Source organism: Burkholderia stabilis (assembly GCF_001742165.1).
Lineage (GTDB): Bacteria > Pseudomonadota > Gammaproteobacteria > Burkholderiales > Burkholderiaceae > Burkholderia > Burkholderia stabilis.
This window is the reverse complement of the sequence record NZ_CP016443.1, coordinates 1,451,743-1,467,594: the sequence shown is the minus strand read 5'-3', so window position 1 is coordinate 1,467,594 and position 15,852 is coordinate 1,451,743. Positions and strand designations below refer to the sequence as shown.

Below are 15,852 nucleotides of genomic sequence, written 5' to 3'. Positions count from 1 at the left end.
CAATGAACGACATGATCGAACCACGCGGATGCGGGCAGGATTGCACGGCGCACGACGCGGCGCATGAACATGCGCGGCCGGCCGACGGTTTGCACGAGCAATGGTTCGTCGCGTGCACGGAGCGCGAACTCCCGCGCGACAAGCCGCTCGGCGTCCGGATTCTCGACATCGGCATCGTGCTGTTCCGGCAGCGCGACGGCCGGATCGCCGCGCTGATCGACCAGTGCGTGCATCGCGGCACGCGCCTGTCGGCCGGCAAGGTCGATGGTGATGCGCTCGTCTGCCCGTATCACGGCTGGCGTTACGACGGAGAAGGGCAAGTCGTTCATGTGCCGAGCATCGACGGCACGCGCCCGACGGGCACGCCGGGCCGCTATCCGTTCCGGCAACGCGCGCTGCCCGTGCAGGTGCTCGACGGGCTCGTGTGGGTCTACCCGGGCGCCGGCGACCCGTCGGCGCGCGCGATCTTCCGGATGCCGTTTCGCGATGCCGCGCCGTGGCAGTCGTACACCATGGTCAACACGTTCGACGGCGACATCGCGATGCTCGCGCAGAACTTCATGGACGTGCCGCATACGGTGTTCGTGCACGACGGGATCTTCCGCAGCAGCCGCGGCCAGGCAATGGAAGCGACGGTCGCGGCGACGCCGGAAAGCGTCGCCGTCACCTATCACGACGGCGACGACAAGATCGGCTTCTGCCTCGACTGGCTCACGAATCCCGATCGCGTGCCGCTCGCGCACGTCGATCGCTTCATCGCGCCAAACGTGACGCGCTGCGATTACCTGTGGGGCGAACGCTCCGGGTTCCTGATCGTCAGCCAGATCACGCCGATCGATGCGCGCCGCTCGCGCGTCTATACGTACATCGCGTATCGCTTCCGGCTGCCGCGCTGGCTGCTGCGCGCGCTGCGTCCGCTGCTGAACCTGTACACGCACCTCGTGATCCAGCAGGACGTGCGGATCATGCGCGCGCACCGGCAGGGCCTCGACAACGCGCCGGGCTTCCGGCCGCACAACGTGCGCGCGGATATCGTGCATGTCGCGATCGATCGTTTGCTCGACGCGGTGAAGCGCGGCGAACCGTTGCCGGCCGAGCAATGCGGCGAGAAGGTGATGCGTTTCGAGCTGTAAGCGCGGCGTGCGGTGCAGCGAAAGGGAGAACGACTAGCGCGCGGGGCCGGCGCTGCCCGGCCCGAACGCATCCACTTCCGTCAGATGGCGATGCACGGCCGGCAGATGCTCGAGCGCGAGCGCCGGATACGCGTGATGCACCTGGTGATAGCCGATGTTGCGCGGATACAGCACGAGCTTGCCGATCCAGCCGAACGTCATCGTGCGCGTCATCCGCCAGATCGATTCCGGCGAGCGTCCGTCGATCTCGACGTGCTCGTGTTCGAGCAGCACGCGGTTCGCGTTCATGATGCCGCCGACGATCCACGGCAGTCCGTAGTACATGAAGAACGGCAGATCCCAGTGCACGACCGCCGCGATTGCGAGCAGGTAGCCCGCGCAATGCGGCAGGTCGGCGCGCGCGCAGGCGATGACTTCGGGATGACGGCGCAAATCCTGGCGCGAGCGGTCCTGCATGAAGCCGCGCGCATACCACGGCCGGAACGCGGGCCACGCGAGCGCGAGCGGCGCCATCAGCGCGCGCAGCGGCCACCAGACCGGCAGCAGCGCGCCGCGCAGCATCATCGCGCGCTGCACCCAGCCGCCGCGCGCGGCCAGCCGGTGCAAGTACGGATCTTCAGCGGTGCCGACCGCGCGGTGATGGCGCAGGTGGTGATAGCGCATCGCGGCGATCGACGAGCCGATCGTCCAGCCGGCGAGCGCCTCGACGAGCGCGAGCGGCAGCGTCATGCGCCGCGCGGGCAGGTGGCAGGCATCGTGCAGGATCACGCCGAATGCCTGCAGCCGGCCCGCGATCAGCAGCACGGCCGCGCCGTAGACGAACGGATTCGGCACGAAGCGGATCGCGGCCCAGCACATCAGGATGCCGAGCCAGTCGATGCACGCATAACGGACGAGCCGCCACGGCCGCGCGCCGGCCGCGAACGGCAGCGTTCGGTTCAGTTCGGCAGGCGTCGGCAGGGCGGATGGGATGGGCATTCGGTGATGTCGGGCGCGCCGTCGGCGGCGCGCATGCAGGCGTATCTATCGGTCGGCAATATACACCGGTTTCGGACGACGTTCGGCTCTGCCCGCAGGCGCGGGCGCGGTCAGTTTTCGGTGCAGGGCGCGCCGAACCATCGCATTGCCGCGCGGGCCGCTTCGTCGGCGTTCGCGCCATCTTCACCGGCCCAGGCGACGATGCCGTCGGGACGCACGAGCACGGCGCGCAATCCGAGCCGTTCTTTCGCATCGCTCGCGACATACGCGATTCGGTCGCGCCAGCGGTTTGCCAGCGTCTGCAACGGTCGGCTCGCATCGAAGTCCAGAAACAAACCCTTGCCGTGCCTGACGCGTTCGCCGAGCCGTGTACCGTCGGTCAGTTCGAAGTCCGGCACACTGCGGCCCACGAGCGGATGGCCGCCGCCGAGATCGTAGGCAAGCGAGACGCCCCACACGCGTTCGGCGAAGTACGTCGCGCCGTCGCGCGTGTCGACGAGATCGCGAATGATCGCTTCGAGCGCGCGCGAACCCGGGGCCGGCCGCATCAGCGCGACCTGCGCGCGCGACCAGTCGAGCACCCGCGCGCCTACCGGATGCCGTTCGTCCGAATAGCTGTCGAGCAGGCCGGCCGGCGCATCGCCGCGGATCGTCGCGGCCAGCTTCCAGCCGAGATTCATCGCATCGCCTATCCCGAGATTGAGCCCCTGGCCGCCGAGCGGCGAGTGGATGTGCGCGGCATCGCCCGCGAGCAGCACGCGTCCGCTGCGGTACGTCGTCGCCTGACAGGCGCGATCCGTCCACGTGGTGGCGAGCCGGAGCGCCGACAGCGTGACGCCGGTGCCGGACACGCGGCGCAAGACGGCCTGCGCGTGCTCGAGCGTGACCGGCCCGCTCCGGTGGAACGCGCCGCCGTCGAACTCGACCATCGCGATCGTTCCCGGGAGCGTGTACGTGTACATGCCGGCCGGCGTGTAGTGGCGGCCCGGCCGCAATGCGTCCGGATCGGCGAGCTCGACGTCGATCGAATAGCCGGTGAACTCGGGATCGGTGCCGACGAACGCGAAGCCGCCGGCCTTGCGAACCGCACTGCGGCCGCCGTCGCAGCCGACGAGCCAGCGCGCGCGAAACGTCTTGCCGCCTGCGTGCAGCGTCACTGCGTCATCCGATTGCTCGAAGCCTTCGACGCTCGCCCCGCGCCGGATCGCGACCCCCGTCGCGCTCGCGCGGGCGGCCAGCACGGATTCGACGCGCGCCAATTCGGTTGCCATGTGGGTGCCGGCCGGTCCGGGCAGGCGGTACGGCCAGCGGGACCCATCGATGTTGTCGTGGAAGAACTGGATGCCGGCGAAATGGCCGCCCGGGCGGCGCGACTGCGTTGCCCAGTGCGCGGCATCGTGCGCGCCGGACGGCAGCGGGATGTCATCGAGCAAGCCGCGACGGTAGAGCGCATCGATGGTCGGCGCCGACAGCCCGCGCATGCCGAACGGAAGGCGCTTCAGCGGGGAGTGTGGATCATCGGCCTGCTCGACGACCTGCACCGACAGGCCGGCAACGCGCAGCTCGCATGCGAGAAACAGGCCGACCGGGCCGGCGCCGGCAATGACGACGTCATGGATTGGGGGAACATTCATCGGACAGCTCGGGTTCTGGCCAGCGCGTACCGAGGGATGCTGCGAAGACGGCGCCTGACCTGCATCGTCCTTCTTCCCGGGAAGGTATGGAACGTTGTTCCAGGCGCGGATATTGGAACAATGTTCCAGATGTGTCAAGCTAGCGCGCATGACATCCAGAACCCGGACCGAACGACGCGCGGACGCGCTGTCGAAAGAGCGGATCGTCGAGGCCGCGATCGAGATACTCGACCAGGAAGGCGAGGGCGCGCTGACGTTTCGCGCGCTGGCGGCGCATTTGTCGACCGGAAGCGGTGCGATCTACTGGCACGTGGCTGACAAGCACGACCTGCTCGCGGCCGCCGCGGATCAGGTCATCGAGGCGGCGATGACGGACGTGTCGGGGAACGCGGAAGGCGGCGCGGCCGCTTCGATCCGCCGCGTCGCGCTGCGCCTGTTCGACGCGTTCAGCGCGCACCCGTGGGTGGGCGCGCAGTTGTTCCGCGAGCCGTGGCAGAACGCGGTGCTGCGCATCCTGGAGCGCGTCGGCGGGCAGCTCGACGCGCTGGGTGTGCCCGAGCACGCGCAATTCAATGCGGCGTCGGCGCTGATGCACTACATCTTCGGGCTGGCCGGCCAATATGCGGCCGGCGCCCGTCTTCATCCACGCGATACGGCGCAGCCGGAAATCGTCGCGACCGTTGCCGAGAGGTGGGCGCAACTGGAACCCGCGCAGTATCCGTTCGTGCGCAAGGTGGCGGCGCAACTGGCCGCGCACGACGAGCGCGAGCAGTTCCTGGCCGGCATCGATCTCATTCTGGCGGGCATCGGCGCCGCGCGGTAACGCGTTACCCGAGCAGCCGCAACGCGTCCGCGAGCGACAGCACCGTCGTGCGCGATTCGAAGGCGGTGGAGAACAGGTGCTCGTGGACGATCGGGTCCGGGTCGTAGCAGCAATCCTTGACCGTATAGAGGCGGAAGTCCGCGTCGCTCGCGTACGCGATCGACGACAGCATCACGCCGGTCGACGCGATGCCGACCAGGATCAGCGAATCGATTCCTTGCGCGGCGAGTTGCGCCTGCAGATCGGTGCCGAAGAACACGCTGGCGCGGTGCGCGACGATCAGCGGTTCGTCGGCCTGCCGGCCCAGCTCCGGGCACAGGCCGTCGTCGATGAAGAGGCCGAGCTGCTTGATGCCCTGACCGTTCTTGTTGACCGGGCTGACTTCCGGATAGCCGGGGCTGAAGCGGAGATTGGCGAACCAGACGCCGACACCGCCGGCCCGTGCCGCATCGCATAGCCTGCGCGTGTTCGCGAGCAACTCGGGCGCGACCGACGGGAAGAGTCCGAGGATGTCGGTCTGGTAATGCATGACGAGCAGCGCGGTCTTTGACGGCACGATCGCGGGAATCGTTTCGGTGTGGTGGCGGGTTGTCGTTGCGATATGCGATGCGTTGTTGTCCGGATTCATGCGTGATGTTCTCCAGTAACCGCTGCGGGTTTAAGAAAATCGATCGTTCCGTGTGCGTGTCGGTAACTACTTCGGCGCGAGCCTGTTGAAGCGCGGGCCCTATGCGACGGTCAGGCGAGCGTTATACCGCTTTCGACGACCGCTTTTGCTCAACTTCGAACGACAGCGGATCTCCGCTAATGCGTCAGATCACAGTGAATCTGCAGGCTTTCCGTTGCGTTGCGGTGAATCTGAAACCCTTGCCGTATCAGCGCGGCATGGATCTGCGCCAGCACCGAAGCGCATTGCCGCACACGACGCCGCTGCCAGAAGGGCGGTGTGAATACGCCCAGCGGCAACAACCGTACGCGACGGCCATTCAACTCAAATGAAACGTCGATATGCGTGCCATCGACATCGTGTCCATTGCTTCCGAAAATATCGACCAGCTCGTCGCGCCGGGCGGGATAGAGCAAGCGGAACACGCCGATTCCCAGTGCGCGAAACTGGCGACGGGCAAAACCAAGACCGGACGATTGCGGCTCGTAGCCTCGCGTCAGGATCAGGTTGACCTGCTCGGGCAACTCGGCCTGGATTGCCTGCAGCTTGACCAGGACGCGTGCATCCACGTGGACGTGCCGTGCGGGCCAGCGCGGCCGGATCTGCACACCCGCTTGAACACCACGAGCCAGCGTCAGCAAATTCAAATTCATCGTCAGGATATCGGAGAATGCGATGGGCAATGAGCGCGAGTCGCGGAAGGGCGAATGCCCGATCGAGCGTACCGGCGCGCGCCGATTTCGACCGGCCACCGTTGCGTCGGATCAGTCGCGCCTGAGCCCGCCGCTTCAGAAAATCGACCGGCCCGAATGAGCCGTCAACCGTATCAGAACCAGCGTGCTGGCATTCCGGCAATATAAATCAGCATGTCATCCGGAGTCGACGAAGTGAGCGAGTGCCGAGCTGCCTTTGACGTCTTGGATGGGCCACTTGCAGACATCCGGCATCGCATCTAGGATCGTCGGGAATCAAGTCGTCGATATGCCACCGTCCATGCATTGCCCTTATTGCGCCGCAGAACTGGTTGATGCCGCTGCTGGAGAACTTCAGTGTTCGTCGACCGGTTCGCTGTTTAGCCGCTCCGTTCGAGCGCAGTTTGAGGCCCCTCCGCCAAAAGGAGTCCGTCCGCCCGACGCGGAAGCCTCGTTCGATCCGGGACGGTGGTTTTGCCCCTGCTGCGGCAGAGATACCGAAGATGGCGTTTGTGCCGCTTGCGGCTTCGTGTTCACGCGCATGTTGGTAAGGCAACTCCGTGAGTTGAATCCTCACGTACGCGTTCAGGATGATCCGATCAACCGCGACGGATGACGCCAGTCGCTGCGCGCACGCGTTGTACACCGTGCCAAAACGATCGCCACGGCATGTGCATTGCGTTCACGCACGGTGGTTCGAGAACCACCGTGCAACACACACTATTGGAACAATCTGCGGATCGCCACGCCAGCGACCTCGAATAGATGGCGCGCTGCCGGCGCCACGCCGCACATATGGATGCAGGCATGGATCATCCCGGGCAGCACGGTCAGATCGACCGGCACCCCGGCGTGCCGTAACTGCGCCGCATACGCTTGCGCTTCGTCGCGCAATGGATCGAATTCGCACGCCAGCAAGGTGACTGGCGGCAACCCCTCATGCGAGGCCGCACGCAACGGCGACACGTAAGACGATCTCCCCTCGGCAGGATCGGTCAGATACATGGCGAAGCAATATTGCATGACCTCTTTCGTGAGGTAGCAGCTTTGCCCGTAGGTCCGATAGGAGTCGGTGTCCATCGACGCATCCAGCGGCGGGTACAGCAACAGCTGATGCGCGATGGGCGGGCCGCCCTGGTCGCGGGCGACCAGGCAGGCTGCTGCGGCGAGGTTGGCCCCCGCGCTGTCGCCGCCGACGACGATGCGCGCAGGGTCGAGTCCCAGGCTTGCCGCCTGGCGGCACACCCAGGCCAGCGCATCGCAGAAGTCTTCCAGGGGAACCGGGAATTTGTGCTCGGGCGCAAGCCGATAGTCGACCGACAACACCACGCATTGCGTCGCGTTCGCCAACGCGCAGCATGGATTGTCGTAAAGCTCGAGCGTACCCAGGCACCACCCGCCGCCGTGTGCATAAAGGATCGCTGGCTGGGGTAACGCGCGGTCTCCCGTGCCGGATGGCCAATAGGCTCGCACGCGTATCTGCTGCCCGTCGCGCGTGGGTATCGTGAAGGTCTCCGTACGATCGATGGATTCCAGCGGCCCGTGCCACGTGCGCAGCGTCGTATCGGTGGCATGCCGCAACCCGGCCAGCGACGAGGGTGGCTCCTCCCGGGCCAATCGTTCCAGCAGCGCGGCGATGTCGGTGTCGATCGGCATGTTCAGCGGCTCCGTTCCAGGAAGGGCAGCAGATGCCCGATAAAGGCTTCGGGCGCCTCCTCCATGATGAAGTGGCCGCAGTCGGGCACGACCACGCCCTGCAAATCCGTGGCGTTGTCGCGCATGGTGACCAGCGGCGCGTCGCCGGTGGCATGTTCGGCACCGATGGCGAGCACCGGCATCGCCAGCTTGCGCTTCGCGCGCGCCTGATTCTGGCGAATCGTCTCCGGTATGGCGCGATAGTACGAAAAGCCGCCGCGCAGGCCGCCCGGAGCCGCATAGGCGTCGACGTAGACATCGACGGCCACACGGTCGCGCCGGAACGACCAGCGGTTGAACATGAACTCCAGATAGGCCCGTTCACGCCCGGCGATCAACGTCTCGGGCAGGTCGGCCAGCTGGTTGAACATGAAATGCCAGAGAAAGATGTTTTCTTCCGGCGGGACGAAGATCGGCGGCGGGGGCGCCAGCCCGGGGATCACGGCCTCCGTGAGCGCCAGCGCCGTGACCGCCGCGGGCTGGTCGCTGGCCAGCGCATAGGCCACCCACATGCCGACGTCATGGCCCGCCACCTGGTAAGTATCGAAACCGAGCTTCGTCATCACGCGATGCAGGGTGGCGGCAGTGTGGCCCGTGTCATAGCCAGCGTGTGGCCGGTCGGAATAGCCGGTGCCGGGCGGATCGACCGCAACGACCATGAAGCCGCGCGCTTCAAGTGCCTGCATGACATGGCGCCACGCGTACCAGGTCTGTGGCCATCCCGGAATCAGCAGGACGGGGGTGCCGGTGCCGGCGATGACGCAATGTACGCGCTGGCCATCGATGCGCACATATTGGTGAGTAAAGCTTTGGGCGTTGGCCGACTGCGACGGAAGTTGGGCGGACATATCGATCGTGCGTATCAATGTGGGAAGCGACTCATGCCATGCCGAGCATGGTGTGGATTTGCTGCGGGTTGACCGCGGCGCCGGCGAAATCGTCGAAGATGCGCGTCGTCACGCGGATGATGTGGTCGTTGATGAATGCCACGCCTTCACGCGCACCATCGTCCTGATCCTTGAGGCAGCATTCCCACTCCAGCGTGGCCCAGCCTTCGTAGTCGTACTGCGCGAATTTGGAGAAGATCGCCTTGAAGTCGACCTGGCCGTCGCCAAGCGAGCGGAAACGGCCGGCACGCTCCAGCCATGAACCGTAGCCGCCGTAGATGCCTTGCCGGCCCGAAGGCAGGAACTCCGCGTCCTTCACATGGAACATGCGAATGTGCTCGCGGTAGATATCGATGTAGGCCAGATAGTCCAGCTGCTGCAGCACGAAATGGCTGGGATCGAACAGGATCTTGCAGCGCGCGTGCTGGCCGACCAGCGCATGGAAGCGCTCGAAGGTGACGCCGTCATGCAGGTCTTCGCTGGGGTGGATCTCGTAGCAAAGGTTGACGCCGTTCTCGTCGCAGACGTCGAGAATCGGCCGCCAGCGCCGCGCCAGCTCGTCGAAGGCCGTCTCGATCAGGCCCGCGGGCCGTTGCGGGAAGGGAAACAGGTAGGGCCATGCCAGGGAGCCGGAGAAGGTACCCATGTCGGTCAGCCCCAGGCGGCGTGAAGCCCGTGCCGCCAGCTCGAGTCGATCTAGGGCCCACGCGGTGCGCGCGACCGGATTGCCGCGCAGTGGCTCGGGGGCGAAGTTGTCGCACATGGCGTCGTACGCGGGATGCACCGCGACCAGTTGGCCGAAGATGTGCGTCGTCAGTTCGCTGATCTCGAGACCATGCTCGGCCAGGGTGCCCTTCACTTCGTCGCAGTAGTCCTGACTATCCGCGGCGGTCTCCACATCGAACAGGCGCTCGTCCCAGGCGGGAATCTGCAGTGCCTTGAAGCCTGTTCCGGCAGCCCATTGTGCGATGTTCGGCAAGCTGTTGAAGGGCGCGACATCGTCAGCGAACTGCGCGAGATGGAGGCTGGGGCCCTTGAGGGTACGCATGTGTATTTCCTATTCTTTGTTAATTGACAAAGAATAGAGCGAGCGAACATCCCGTGTCAATACGACGCGCGATAAAATTGCCGCGCGACGTACGAGCAGACGAGAGAAATGATGGCAGGAAGACCGAGAGAATTTGATCGCGACATGGCCTTGAAAAAGGCCATGCTTGCGTTTTGGCGCCGCGGCTACGAAGGCACGTCGATGTCCGACCTGGTCGAAGTCATGGGCATCGCGTCAGCACGCATCTATGCCGCCTTTGGCAGCAAGGAGGCGCTGTTCCAGGAGGCCGTGGCGCTCTACGAGCAAGGCGACGGCGGTTTCGCCGACCGCGCTTTCAGGGAGGAAACCGATGTCCGCGCGGCCATCGAGCGGATGTTGCGTGACGCTGTTGCCGCCTATACCAGGCGTGGCTATCCCCATGGATGCATGGTGGTCTCTTCAGCCACGAACTACTCGGCCGACAACGAAGGCGTCATGGAATGGCTGGCCGAACATCGACGCGCCCGCACACAATCGATCGCTGAACGCTTGCGAGCGGCGCTGGCCCAGGGCCAACTCAAGCCCGGCACCGAAGTCGAGGCGTTGGCCGATTTTTACGCCACGCAGTTGCACGGCATTTCCGTCCAATCCCGAGACGGTGTATCGAAGGATCGCCTGCTGGCATCCCTCGAGCCAGCGATGATGCCGTTGGAGATGGCTTTGCGCTGACAAAAACGGCATCACCGTAGGCGATATTTACGTGCTGCGCGTTGCACCGCCCGGATTCGAGGCATCTGCCCGGGTGCGCGCATGCAATGATGTGCCACGACCAACATGAGAGATGGAATGACGACTACGTTTGACGAGGCGACAACGGCGGCGATTGCCGCGTTTGCCCAACTGGATTTCTACACGGCCGTGCAAGCGATGCGCGCCGAGGCCGATTACGACCACGAACGAGACCAGTGGATCTCGCGCTATATCGACGAGCACGGCGGCGGTGCGGACGATGCCGAATACGACGCCTTGCACGCGCAGGCCCAGGCAACGCCGGAATACGCGCAGTTCATCGATGCGGTTCGCGAGGAAATCCTGGAATACTTCGGCGTGACCGACGACCAACTGGACTGGATGGTCCTGCTGCGCGATGACGACAGCGATGAGCTTTGGGCGGAAGTCAACCGGCAGCGGAGCGCGCTGGGAACCGGTGAAGTGCGCGGAGATCTCTGATCATTGCCTGTCGTTGGGGGCTCGAGGCGTGCCGGGTGAGCGCCAAATCGCCTTTGACGTCCTGCCGCAGCCACGAGTAGTCACTGATCGACGTCCGCTTTCGATAGCTGTTGTCGCGCCGAGGGCCGGCCATACTCGTATTTTTGAGAGTCGGATGAGATGACTTTTAACCCGTGAGCACGGTGCTCCTGCAATGACGATCAGTGACGTGGTTTCTAATCCGCAGATGCGTTATTTCGTCGGCGTAGGGTGGTGTTATGGGTTTGGCGTCTGCATTTCCCGTTATCAAGAGGGTTCGTCCATGCCTGTAACATCTAGCCCCCATAGGTCAGCACAATGATCAGTCTGGACAGCTCTCGTTGGGCGGAACTTGGACACGCATATGGCAATGCTGCTGACATTCCTGCGTTACTGAAGCAGCTTGAGGGAATGCCCGCCTCCGCAAACAATTCTGAACCATGGTTCACACTCTGGAGTGCTCTGGCGCATCAAGGCGATGTATACGATGCATCATTCGCTGCTGTACCTCATGTAGTCCGTGCACTAGCTTCAGCGCCTGAGCGAGCGGATCATTCTTACTTTCAGTTTCCAGCGTGGGTCGAAATCTGCCGTGCCAGGAATATGATTCAAGTTCCGGCAGACCTTGAGCCGGCCTATTTGTTGTCATTGGCGCAGCTACCGTCGCTTGTCGCTACCGTATCGGAACGTGCGTGCGATGCAGGCCTTCTTGTATGCATGCTTGCCGCCGTAGCGGTTGCGAAGGGCCAGCCCAAGATAGCTGAAGCAGTTCTCGAACTGACTCCGGAGGTTGCCGGAGAATTCATGGAATGGCTTTTCACGCGTTGACACAGGTCGACTACGCGCGACAACGTCTATGGTACTTCCTGAGCATTCAACGCTGAATGCCTGCTTCCCATCGTCGAATGCGGCCTCTCGAAGGGCCGTTCCGGGTCGAGCGTGGCCGAAAGACGAATTCTCCGGTGGTGTGCTCGCGCGTGCCGCTATTGCGCGGAATGAGTCGCGCTTGACTTAGGCGCTTCAAAAAATCGACCGCCCCGTATAAGTCGTCAACCACTCCAGCGCCAACGTGCCCGCGGTCCGTGTATATAAACCGATGGTGGCCGGATCAGAGTATCGAACCACTGGTGTACCGTGTCAGTTTCTCAAGTGCCTGAACGCATGTGTTCGGGAAATATAACTCTCAAGTAATTCCTTCTGCACAGATCGAACGGGTGAGCGGCACGCCTGCTTTGGCCTCTGAGATCGGCCGCGGGAGATCGCTCAGGGACGTGCCAGGATTGTCGACAATGTCATGGGATCGATAAAAAATAGGTTGGAATGACGGTAGTATGGTCAGGCATTCGTGACCTTCGCTGCTGTCACGGTCACCTCGACCAGCCAGCCCGGCTCGACAAGCCCAACTACCTGTGCGCGAGTCCTGACCGGCAGATTTGGTTGCACTGCCGAGCCAAAATATTCAGCATAGACGCTCGAAAAACTCTCGTAGTTTGGGGTGCCGCCGTTCGCGGGATCAGCAACGAAAAGCGCTTGCACGGTAATCACATCTCCCAACGCATACCCTTTTCCTTCGAGGATTCGCTGGATTTGATCCAGCACACTTTTAGTCTGCGTTTGTGTATCGCCGAAATAGTCGATCGTGTGCGGCTCGGCATCGAGATTCGACGGCAGCGCGCCTACTCCGCTCAACGTAAGGGTTGTCGCACATGCAGGGATCTCGATCGCTTCTGAAAATTCGCGTGCCCACGATTCTTCGAGATACGCGGGGGTACGGTGTCGCACAATGGTGACGCTCATCAGGTGCTCCAGAGGTGAGACTGACGGCGCTAGTGCAGTCAGTTGAATTGTCTTTCCGTGACGTACATCTGCCGCTTGCGACGAGCCCACGCGTTGTCAGCGCGGATATTGAGGCAGTGTCGATGGATAATGATACGTATGTATCGATGATCAAAAAAATGAATTAATTCGATAAAATCGTTCGATGGTATCGATCGATGCTGCTACGCCGGCCTAAACCCGCTGGGAGACATATGGAACTGCGCCACCTTCGCTATTTTCTGGCCATTGTCGAACTCAACAACCTTTCCCGCGCGGCCGAAACAATGTGCGTTGCGCAATCCACGCTATCGCACGCTCTTCGGCAACTCGAAGAGGAGTTAGGGATTGCGCTGTTCGATCGAGTAGGGCGTGGCATTCGGCTCACACAGGCCGGCCGGGTTTTCCACGACTATGCCGCACGCACTTGCAATGAAACGATGCGGGCGAGACGTGCCCTACAGGAACTGAGCGAGCTCAACGCGGGCATCTTTACCTTGGGTGCGATCCCGATATTTCCGCTGTCATTTTTGCCTCGAGCTGTCTCGTCCTTCAATCAGCAGTATCCGAAGGTTCGGATCGTCGTTGAGGATCTACTCGCAACTGAGCTTGAGCAAAAACTGGCACTCGGCACACTCGATCTCGGTCTCGGCTTCCATCCTGCTTCGCGGGACGATGTCGAATCCGAGTATCTCTTCACGGAGCGACTTGTTCTTGCCGTCGGCCGGAGCCACCCCTTCGCACAGAAACGCCGGGTCCAATGGAAAACACTCGATTCGATTCCCCTTGCACTGCTGACACCAAAATTCTCGACGCGCGTCCTGATCGAAGAGGCGTTCAAATCTGCAGGCGTTCAACCGAGGGTAGTCGTAGAAATGGATACCACGCAGTCGCTTCTGGCCGTTGCCGCAGAAGGGCAACTTGCGACTATCGTTCCGGAGCGTGCCTGTTCCGACTTCGAACGCATTAACTTGATACCCGTAACGCATCCGGAGTTGTCTCGAAAACTCGGTTTGTTATGGCCGAAAGGAACGGGGCGAACCCGTGCCGCAACTACTTTTGCAGACATGGTGAAAGCCGCGTCCGCAAATCTGCGGCGCGGCTAGAAAGTGTGATGTGTGGTCGAATCAATTTGGCCTGCGGCAATTCGCACGTGGTGGCGCTTTGCCACTACAGCTCAACATGCTCCCGTACCCGGAATACAAGGGCACCTTCCATGTTCTTGTCGAATGACTAATACCGGGGCAGCTATGCGACCGGTTCGGTTTGGTCGCTGCCAGAGGACGAATTCCCAATTCCGCGTGCGGGTGCGTGCTGAACCAACCTGCCACCATTGCAAATGATGAGTTACGTTTAACTTCGCTGCTTCAGAAGATCGACCTTCCCGTATAAGTCGTCAACCACTCCAGCGCCAACGTCCCCGCCAACGAATTCCCGTTCGCATCGAGCCCCGGCGCCCACACGCACACGGCCATCTCGCCGGGCAGCACCGCGACGATCCCGCCGCCGACGCCGCTTTTCGCGGGCAGCCCGACGCGGTACACGAAATCGCCGGCCGCATCGTAGGTGCCGCAGGTCAGCATCAGCGCCGACAGCCGTTTCGCGGAACTCGAGTCGACGACCCGCTCGCTCGTCACCGGTGCGACGCCGCCGTTAGCAAGAAACAGCGCGGCGCGCGCGAGTTCGACGCAGTTCATCGTGATCGCGCACTGGCGGCAATACGCATCGATCACCGTATCGGGCGGCATCTGCATGTTGCCGAAGCTCGCCATGAAGTGCGCCATCGCGCGGTTGCGCTCCGCGTGCTGCAGCTCAGACTGCGCGACGCGCGAATCGTAGTCGATGTCGTTCGTGCCGATCAGCCGCCGCACGAATTCGACGAGCGCCGTCTCGGCCTTCACGAAGCGGCGGCACAGCACGTCGGTGACGACCAGCGCGCCTGCATTGATGAACGGGTTGCGCGGCTTGCCGCGCTCGCTTTCGAGCTGCACGAGCGAGTTGAACGCGTTGCCCGACGGCTCGCGGCCGACCCGTTCCCACAGGGCATCGCCCAGCAACTGAAACGCGAGCGTGCACGCGAACAGCTTCGAGATGCTCTGGATCGAGAAGCGCTCGTGCGCGTCGCCCACGGTGTAAACGTTTCCGTCGAGCGTCACGACGGCCATCCCGAACTTGTCGGCGGGGACTTTCGCGAGTTCGGGAATGTAGTCGGCAACCCGTCCCTGGCCAATCCAGGGGGCGAGTTCGGTATGGATGCGTTCGAGGATCGTCTGGTAATTCATCACGTCAGGCGGGTAGGTGCGCGGCCCGGATTCCGGCGAGCCCGTATGGAACCGTCTCGGCGCCGATTCGTCAAGCGCACCCGGTATCGTGCCCTTATTTTCAAGACGGACAAACAGGCAATCGGCGGGCGCAGTATCATGCGGTACGTTTCGGCCGATGGCCGGCGTCCGGCACCTGCCGTCGCCGCCGCGGCCACCCCGATGATCCGACCGTTGCCCATGTCTTTTCGCATCCTGCTCGTCGAAGACGACACCCGCCTGTCCACGCTGATCGCCGGCTACCTGCGCAAGAACGACTATGAAGTCGATACTGTGCTGCATGGTGACGCCGCGGTGCCGGCGATCCTGTCCATTCGCCCCGATCTCGTCATCCTCGACGTGAACCTGCCGGGCAAGGACGGCTTCGAAATCTGTCGCGAGGCGCGCAAGCAGTACGACGGCGTGATCATCATGGTGACGGCGCGCGACGAGCCGTTCGACGAGCTGCTCGGCCTCGAGTTCGGCGCGGACGACTACGTGCACAAGCCGGTCGAGCCGCGCATCCTGCTCGCGCGGATCAAGGCGCAGCTTCGCCGCGCGCCCGCGCGCACGGCCGAAAGCACCGCACTGCAGCCCGAGCGCTATGCGTTCGGCAAGTTCTCGATCGACCGCACCGACCGCACGGTCGTGCTGCCCGACGGCAGCACGCCCGATCTGACCTCGGCGGAATTCGACCTGCTGTGGGCGCTCGTGTGCCATGCAGGCGAAGTCGTCAGCCGCGACGACCTGATGCTGCAGTTGCGCGGCGTCGAATTCGACGGCCTCGACCGCACGATCGACGGGCGCATCTCGAAGCTGCGCCGCAAGCTGCGCGACGACGCGAGCAACCCGCAGCGGATCAAGACGATCCGCAGCAAGGGTTACCAATTCAGCAAGCACGCGTGGGAATGACGCCGCCGTCGGGCGACGCCGTCACGTTCCGCGCGGGCCTT

At 63.3% G+C, this 15,852-nt stretch carries 16 protein-coding genes; 7 read left to right on the top strand and 9 right to left on the bottom strand.

The features are described 5' to 3' along the window. The first annotated feature begins 2 nt into the window (after window positions 1-2). Window positions 3-1,133, top strand: a complete 1,131-nt coding sequence (locus BBJ41_RS24505) for an aromatic ring-hydroxylating oxygenase subunit alpha (RefSeq protein ID WP_236872142.1) — start codon at window positions 3-5, stop codon at window positions 1,131-1,133. 33 nt (window positions 1,134-1,166) lie between these two features. Here BBJ41_RS24505 and BBJ41_RS24500 read toward each other — a convergent pair whose 3' ends face one another. Together BBJ41_RS24500 and BBJ41_RS24495 are read right to left on the bottom strand one after the other, a co-directional pair. Further along, window positions 1,167-2,111 (bottom strand): fatty acid desaturase family protein, encoded by a 945-nt coding sequence (locus tag BBJ41_RS24500; RefSeq protein ID WP_069748846.1) that lies wholly within the window; start codon window positions 2,109-2,111, stop codon window positions 1,167-1,169. Between the two features lie 110 nt (window positions 2,112-2,221). After that, on the bottom strand, window positions 2,222-3,745 hold the full coding sequence (locus BBJ41_RS24495) for an FAD-dependent monooxygenase (RefSeq protein ID WP_069748845.1): 1,524 nt from the start codon (window positions 3,743-3,745) through the stop codon (window positions 2,222-2,224). 148 nt (window positions 3,746-3,893) lie between these two features. Between BBJ41_RS24495 and BBJ41_RS24490 the strand changes: the two genes are divergently transcribed. Next, the gene (locus BBJ41_RS24490) at window positions 3,894-4,568 is read left to right on the top strand and encodes a TetR/AcrR family transcriptional regulator (protein WP_069748844.1); all 675 of its coding nucleotides are present in this window, start codon (window positions 3,894-3,896) and stop codon (window positions 4,566-4,568) included. A 4-nt stretch (window positions 4,569-4,572) separates the two neighbouring features. Here the strand turns inward: BBJ41_RS24490 and BBJ41_RS24485 are convergent, their stop codons facing one another. The 5 genes from BBJ41_RS24485 to BBJ41_RS24465 form a co-directional block, all read right to left on the bottom strand. Continuing rightward, on the bottom strand, window positions 4,573-5,196 hold the full coding sequence (locus tag BBJ41_RS24485; protein WP_069748843.1) for a cysteine hydrolase family protein: 624 nt from the start codon (window positions 5,194-5,196) through the stop codon (window positions 4,573-4,575). Between the two features lie 176 nt (window positions 5,197-5,372). Further along, on the bottom strand, window positions 5,373-5,888 hold the full coding sequence (locus tag BBJ41_RS39540; protein WP_197680902.1) for a hypothetical protein: 516 nt from the start codon (window positions 5,886-5,888) through the stop codon (window positions 5,373-5,375). A 759-nt stretch (window positions 5,889-6,647) separates the two neighbouring features. Beyond that, complete coding sequence (locus tag BBJ41_RS24475; RefSeq protein ID WP_069748841.1) at window positions 6,648-7,583, bottom strand: alpha/beta hydrolase; 936 nt, start codon at window positions 7,581-7,583, stop codon at window positions 6,648-6,650. 2 nt (window positions 7,584-7,585) lie between these two features. Continuing rightward, window positions 7,586-8,470 (bottom strand): alpha/beta fold hydrolase, encoded by an 885-nt coding sequence (locus BBJ41_RS24470; RefSeq protein ID WP_069748840.1) that lies wholly within the window; start codon window positions 8,468-8,470, stop codon window positions 7,586-7,588. Between the two features lie 31 nt (window positions 8,471-8,501). Next, window positions 8,502-9,557: a sugar phosphate isomerase/epimerase family protein gene (locus tag BBJ41_RS24465; protein WP_069748839.1), complete on the bottom strand. Its 1,056-nt coding sequence runs from the start codon at window positions 9,555-9,557 to the stop codon at window positions 8,502-8,504. Window positions 9,558-9,668: 111 nt separating this feature from the next. Between BBJ41_RS24465 and BBJ41_RS24460 the strand changes: the two genes are divergently transcribed. The 3 genes from BBJ41_RS24460 to BBJ41_RS39535 all read left to right on the top strand — a co-directional run bounded on the left by BBJ41_RS24460 (window position 9,669) and on the right by BBJ41_RS39535 (window position 11,612). Then, window positions 9,669-10,265: a TetR/AcrR family transcriptional regulator gene (locus tag BBJ41_RS24460; RefSeq protein ID WP_069750355.1), complete on the top strand. Its 597-nt coding sequence runs from the start codon at window positions 9,669-9,671 to the stop codon at window positions 10,263-10,265. A gap of 117 nt (window positions 10,266-10,382) precedes the next feature. Beyond that, window positions 10,383-10,766 carry an ATP-dependent protease gene (locus tag BBJ41_RS24455; protein WP_069748838.1) on the top strand — a complete coding sequence of 128 codons (384 nt, stop codon included), beginning with the start codon at window positions 10,383-10,385 and terminating at the stop codon, window positions 10,764-10,766. 336 nt (window positions 10,767-11,102) lie between these two features. Further along, the gene (locus tag BBJ41_RS39535) at window positions 11,103-11,612 is read left to right on the top strand and encodes a hypothetical protein (RefSeq protein WP_083281958.1); all 510 of its coding nucleotides are present in this window, start codon (window positions 11,103-11,105) and stop codon (window positions 11,610-11,612) included. 507 nt (window positions 11,613-12,119) lie between these two features. Here the strand turns inward: BBJ41_RS39535 and BBJ41_RS24450 are convergent. Continuing rightward, window positions 12,120-12,581, bottom strand: coding sequence for a Rid family hydrolase (locus BBJ41_RS24450; RefSeq protein ID WP_069748837.1), 462 nt, complete (start codon window positions 12,579-12,581; stop codon window positions 12,120-12,122). 233 nt (window positions 12,582-12,814) lie between these two features. Here BBJ41_RS24450 and BBJ41_RS39530 point away from each other — a divergent pair, with 233 nt between their 5' ends. Continuing rightward, window positions 12,815-13,705 (top strand): LysR substrate-binding domain-containing protein, encoded by an 891-nt coding sequence (locus BBJ41_RS39530; protein WP_167362213.1) that lies wholly within the window; start codon window positions 12,815-12,817, stop codon window positions 13,703-13,705. Between the two features lie 261 nt (window positions 13,706-13,966). On the opposite strand, the gene BBJ41_RS24440 is transcribed toward BBJ41_RS39530, so the two are convergent. Then, a complete protein-coding gene (locus BBJ41_RS24440; RefSeq protein ID WP_069748835.1) occupies window positions 13,967-14,881 on the bottom strand; it encodes a glutaminase in 915 nt (304 codons plus the stop codon). 219 nt (window positions 14,882-15,100) lie between these two features. On the opposite strand from BBJ41_RS24440, the gene BBJ41_RS24435 reads away from it, so the two are divergent. Then, a complete protein-coding gene (locus BBJ41_RS24435; RefSeq protein WP_069748834.1) occupies window positions 15,101-15,811 on the top strand; it encodes a response regulator in 711 nt (236 codons plus the stop codon). Window positions 15,812-15,852 lie beyond the last annotated feature (41 nt).

Coding starts and splice junctions, on each gene's coding strand:
- BBJ41_RS24505 (WP_236872142.1), top strand. CDS start 3: ATGAACGACATGATCGAACCACGCGGATGCGGGCAGGATTGCACGGCG.
- BBJ41_RS24500 (WP_069748846.1), bottom strand. CDS start 2,111: ATGCCCATCCCATCCGCCCTGCCGACGCCTGCCGAACTGAACCGAACG.
- BBJ41_RS24495 (WP_069748845.1), bottom strand. CDS start 3,745: ATGAATGTTCCCCCAATCCATGACGTCGTCATTGCCGGCGCCGGCCCG.
- BBJ41_RS24490 (WP_069748844.1), top strand. CDS start 3,894: ATGACATCCAGAACCCGGACCGAACGACGCGCGGACGCGCTGTCGAAA.
- BBJ41_RS24485 (WP_069748843.1), bottom strand. CDS start 5,196: ATGAATCCGGACAACAACGCATCGCATATCGCAACGACAACCCGCCAC.
- BBJ41_RS39540 (WP_197680902.1), bottom strand. CDS start 5,888: ATGAATTTGAATTTGCTGACGCTGGCTCGTGGTGTTCAAGCGGGTGTG.
- BBJ41_RS24475 (WP_069748841.1), bottom strand. CDS start 7,583: ATGCCGATCGACACCGACATCGCCGCGCTGCTGGAACGATTGGCCCGG.
- BBJ41_RS24470 (WP_069748840.1), bottom strand. CDS start 8,470: ATGTCCGCCCAACTTCCGTCGCAGTCGGCCAACGCCCAAAGCTTTACT.
- BBJ41_RS24465 (WP_069748839.1), bottom strand. CDS start 9,557: ATGCGTACCCTCAAGGGCCCCAGCCTCCATCTCGCGCAGTTCGCTGAC.
- BBJ41_RS24460 (WP_069750355.1), top strand. CDS start 9,669: ATGGCAGGAAGACCGAGAGAATTTGATCGCGACATGGCCTTGAAAAAG.
- BBJ41_RS24455 (WP_069748838.1), top strand. CDS start 10,383: ATGACGACTACGTTTGACGAGGCGACAACGGCGGCGATTGCCGCGTTT.
- BBJ41_RS39535 (WP_083281958.1), top strand. CDS start 11,103: ATGATCAGTCTGGACAGCTCTCGTTGGGCGGAACTTGGACACGCATAT.
- BBJ41_RS24450 (WP_069748837.1), bottom strand. CDS start 12,581: ATGAGCGTCACCATTGTGCGACACCGTACCCCCGCGTATCTCGAAGAA.
- BBJ41_RS39530 (WP_167362213.1), top strand. CDS start 12,815: ATGGAACTGCGCCACCTTCGCTATTTTCTGGCCATTGTCGAACTCAAC.
- BBJ41_RS24440 (WP_069748835.1), bottom strand. CDS start 14,881: ATGAATTACCAGACGATCCTCGAACGCATCCATACCGAACTCGCCCCC.
- BBJ41_RS24435 (WP_069748834.1), top strand. CDS start 15,101: ATGTCTTTTCGCATCCTGCTCGTCGAAGACGACACCCGCCTGTCCACG.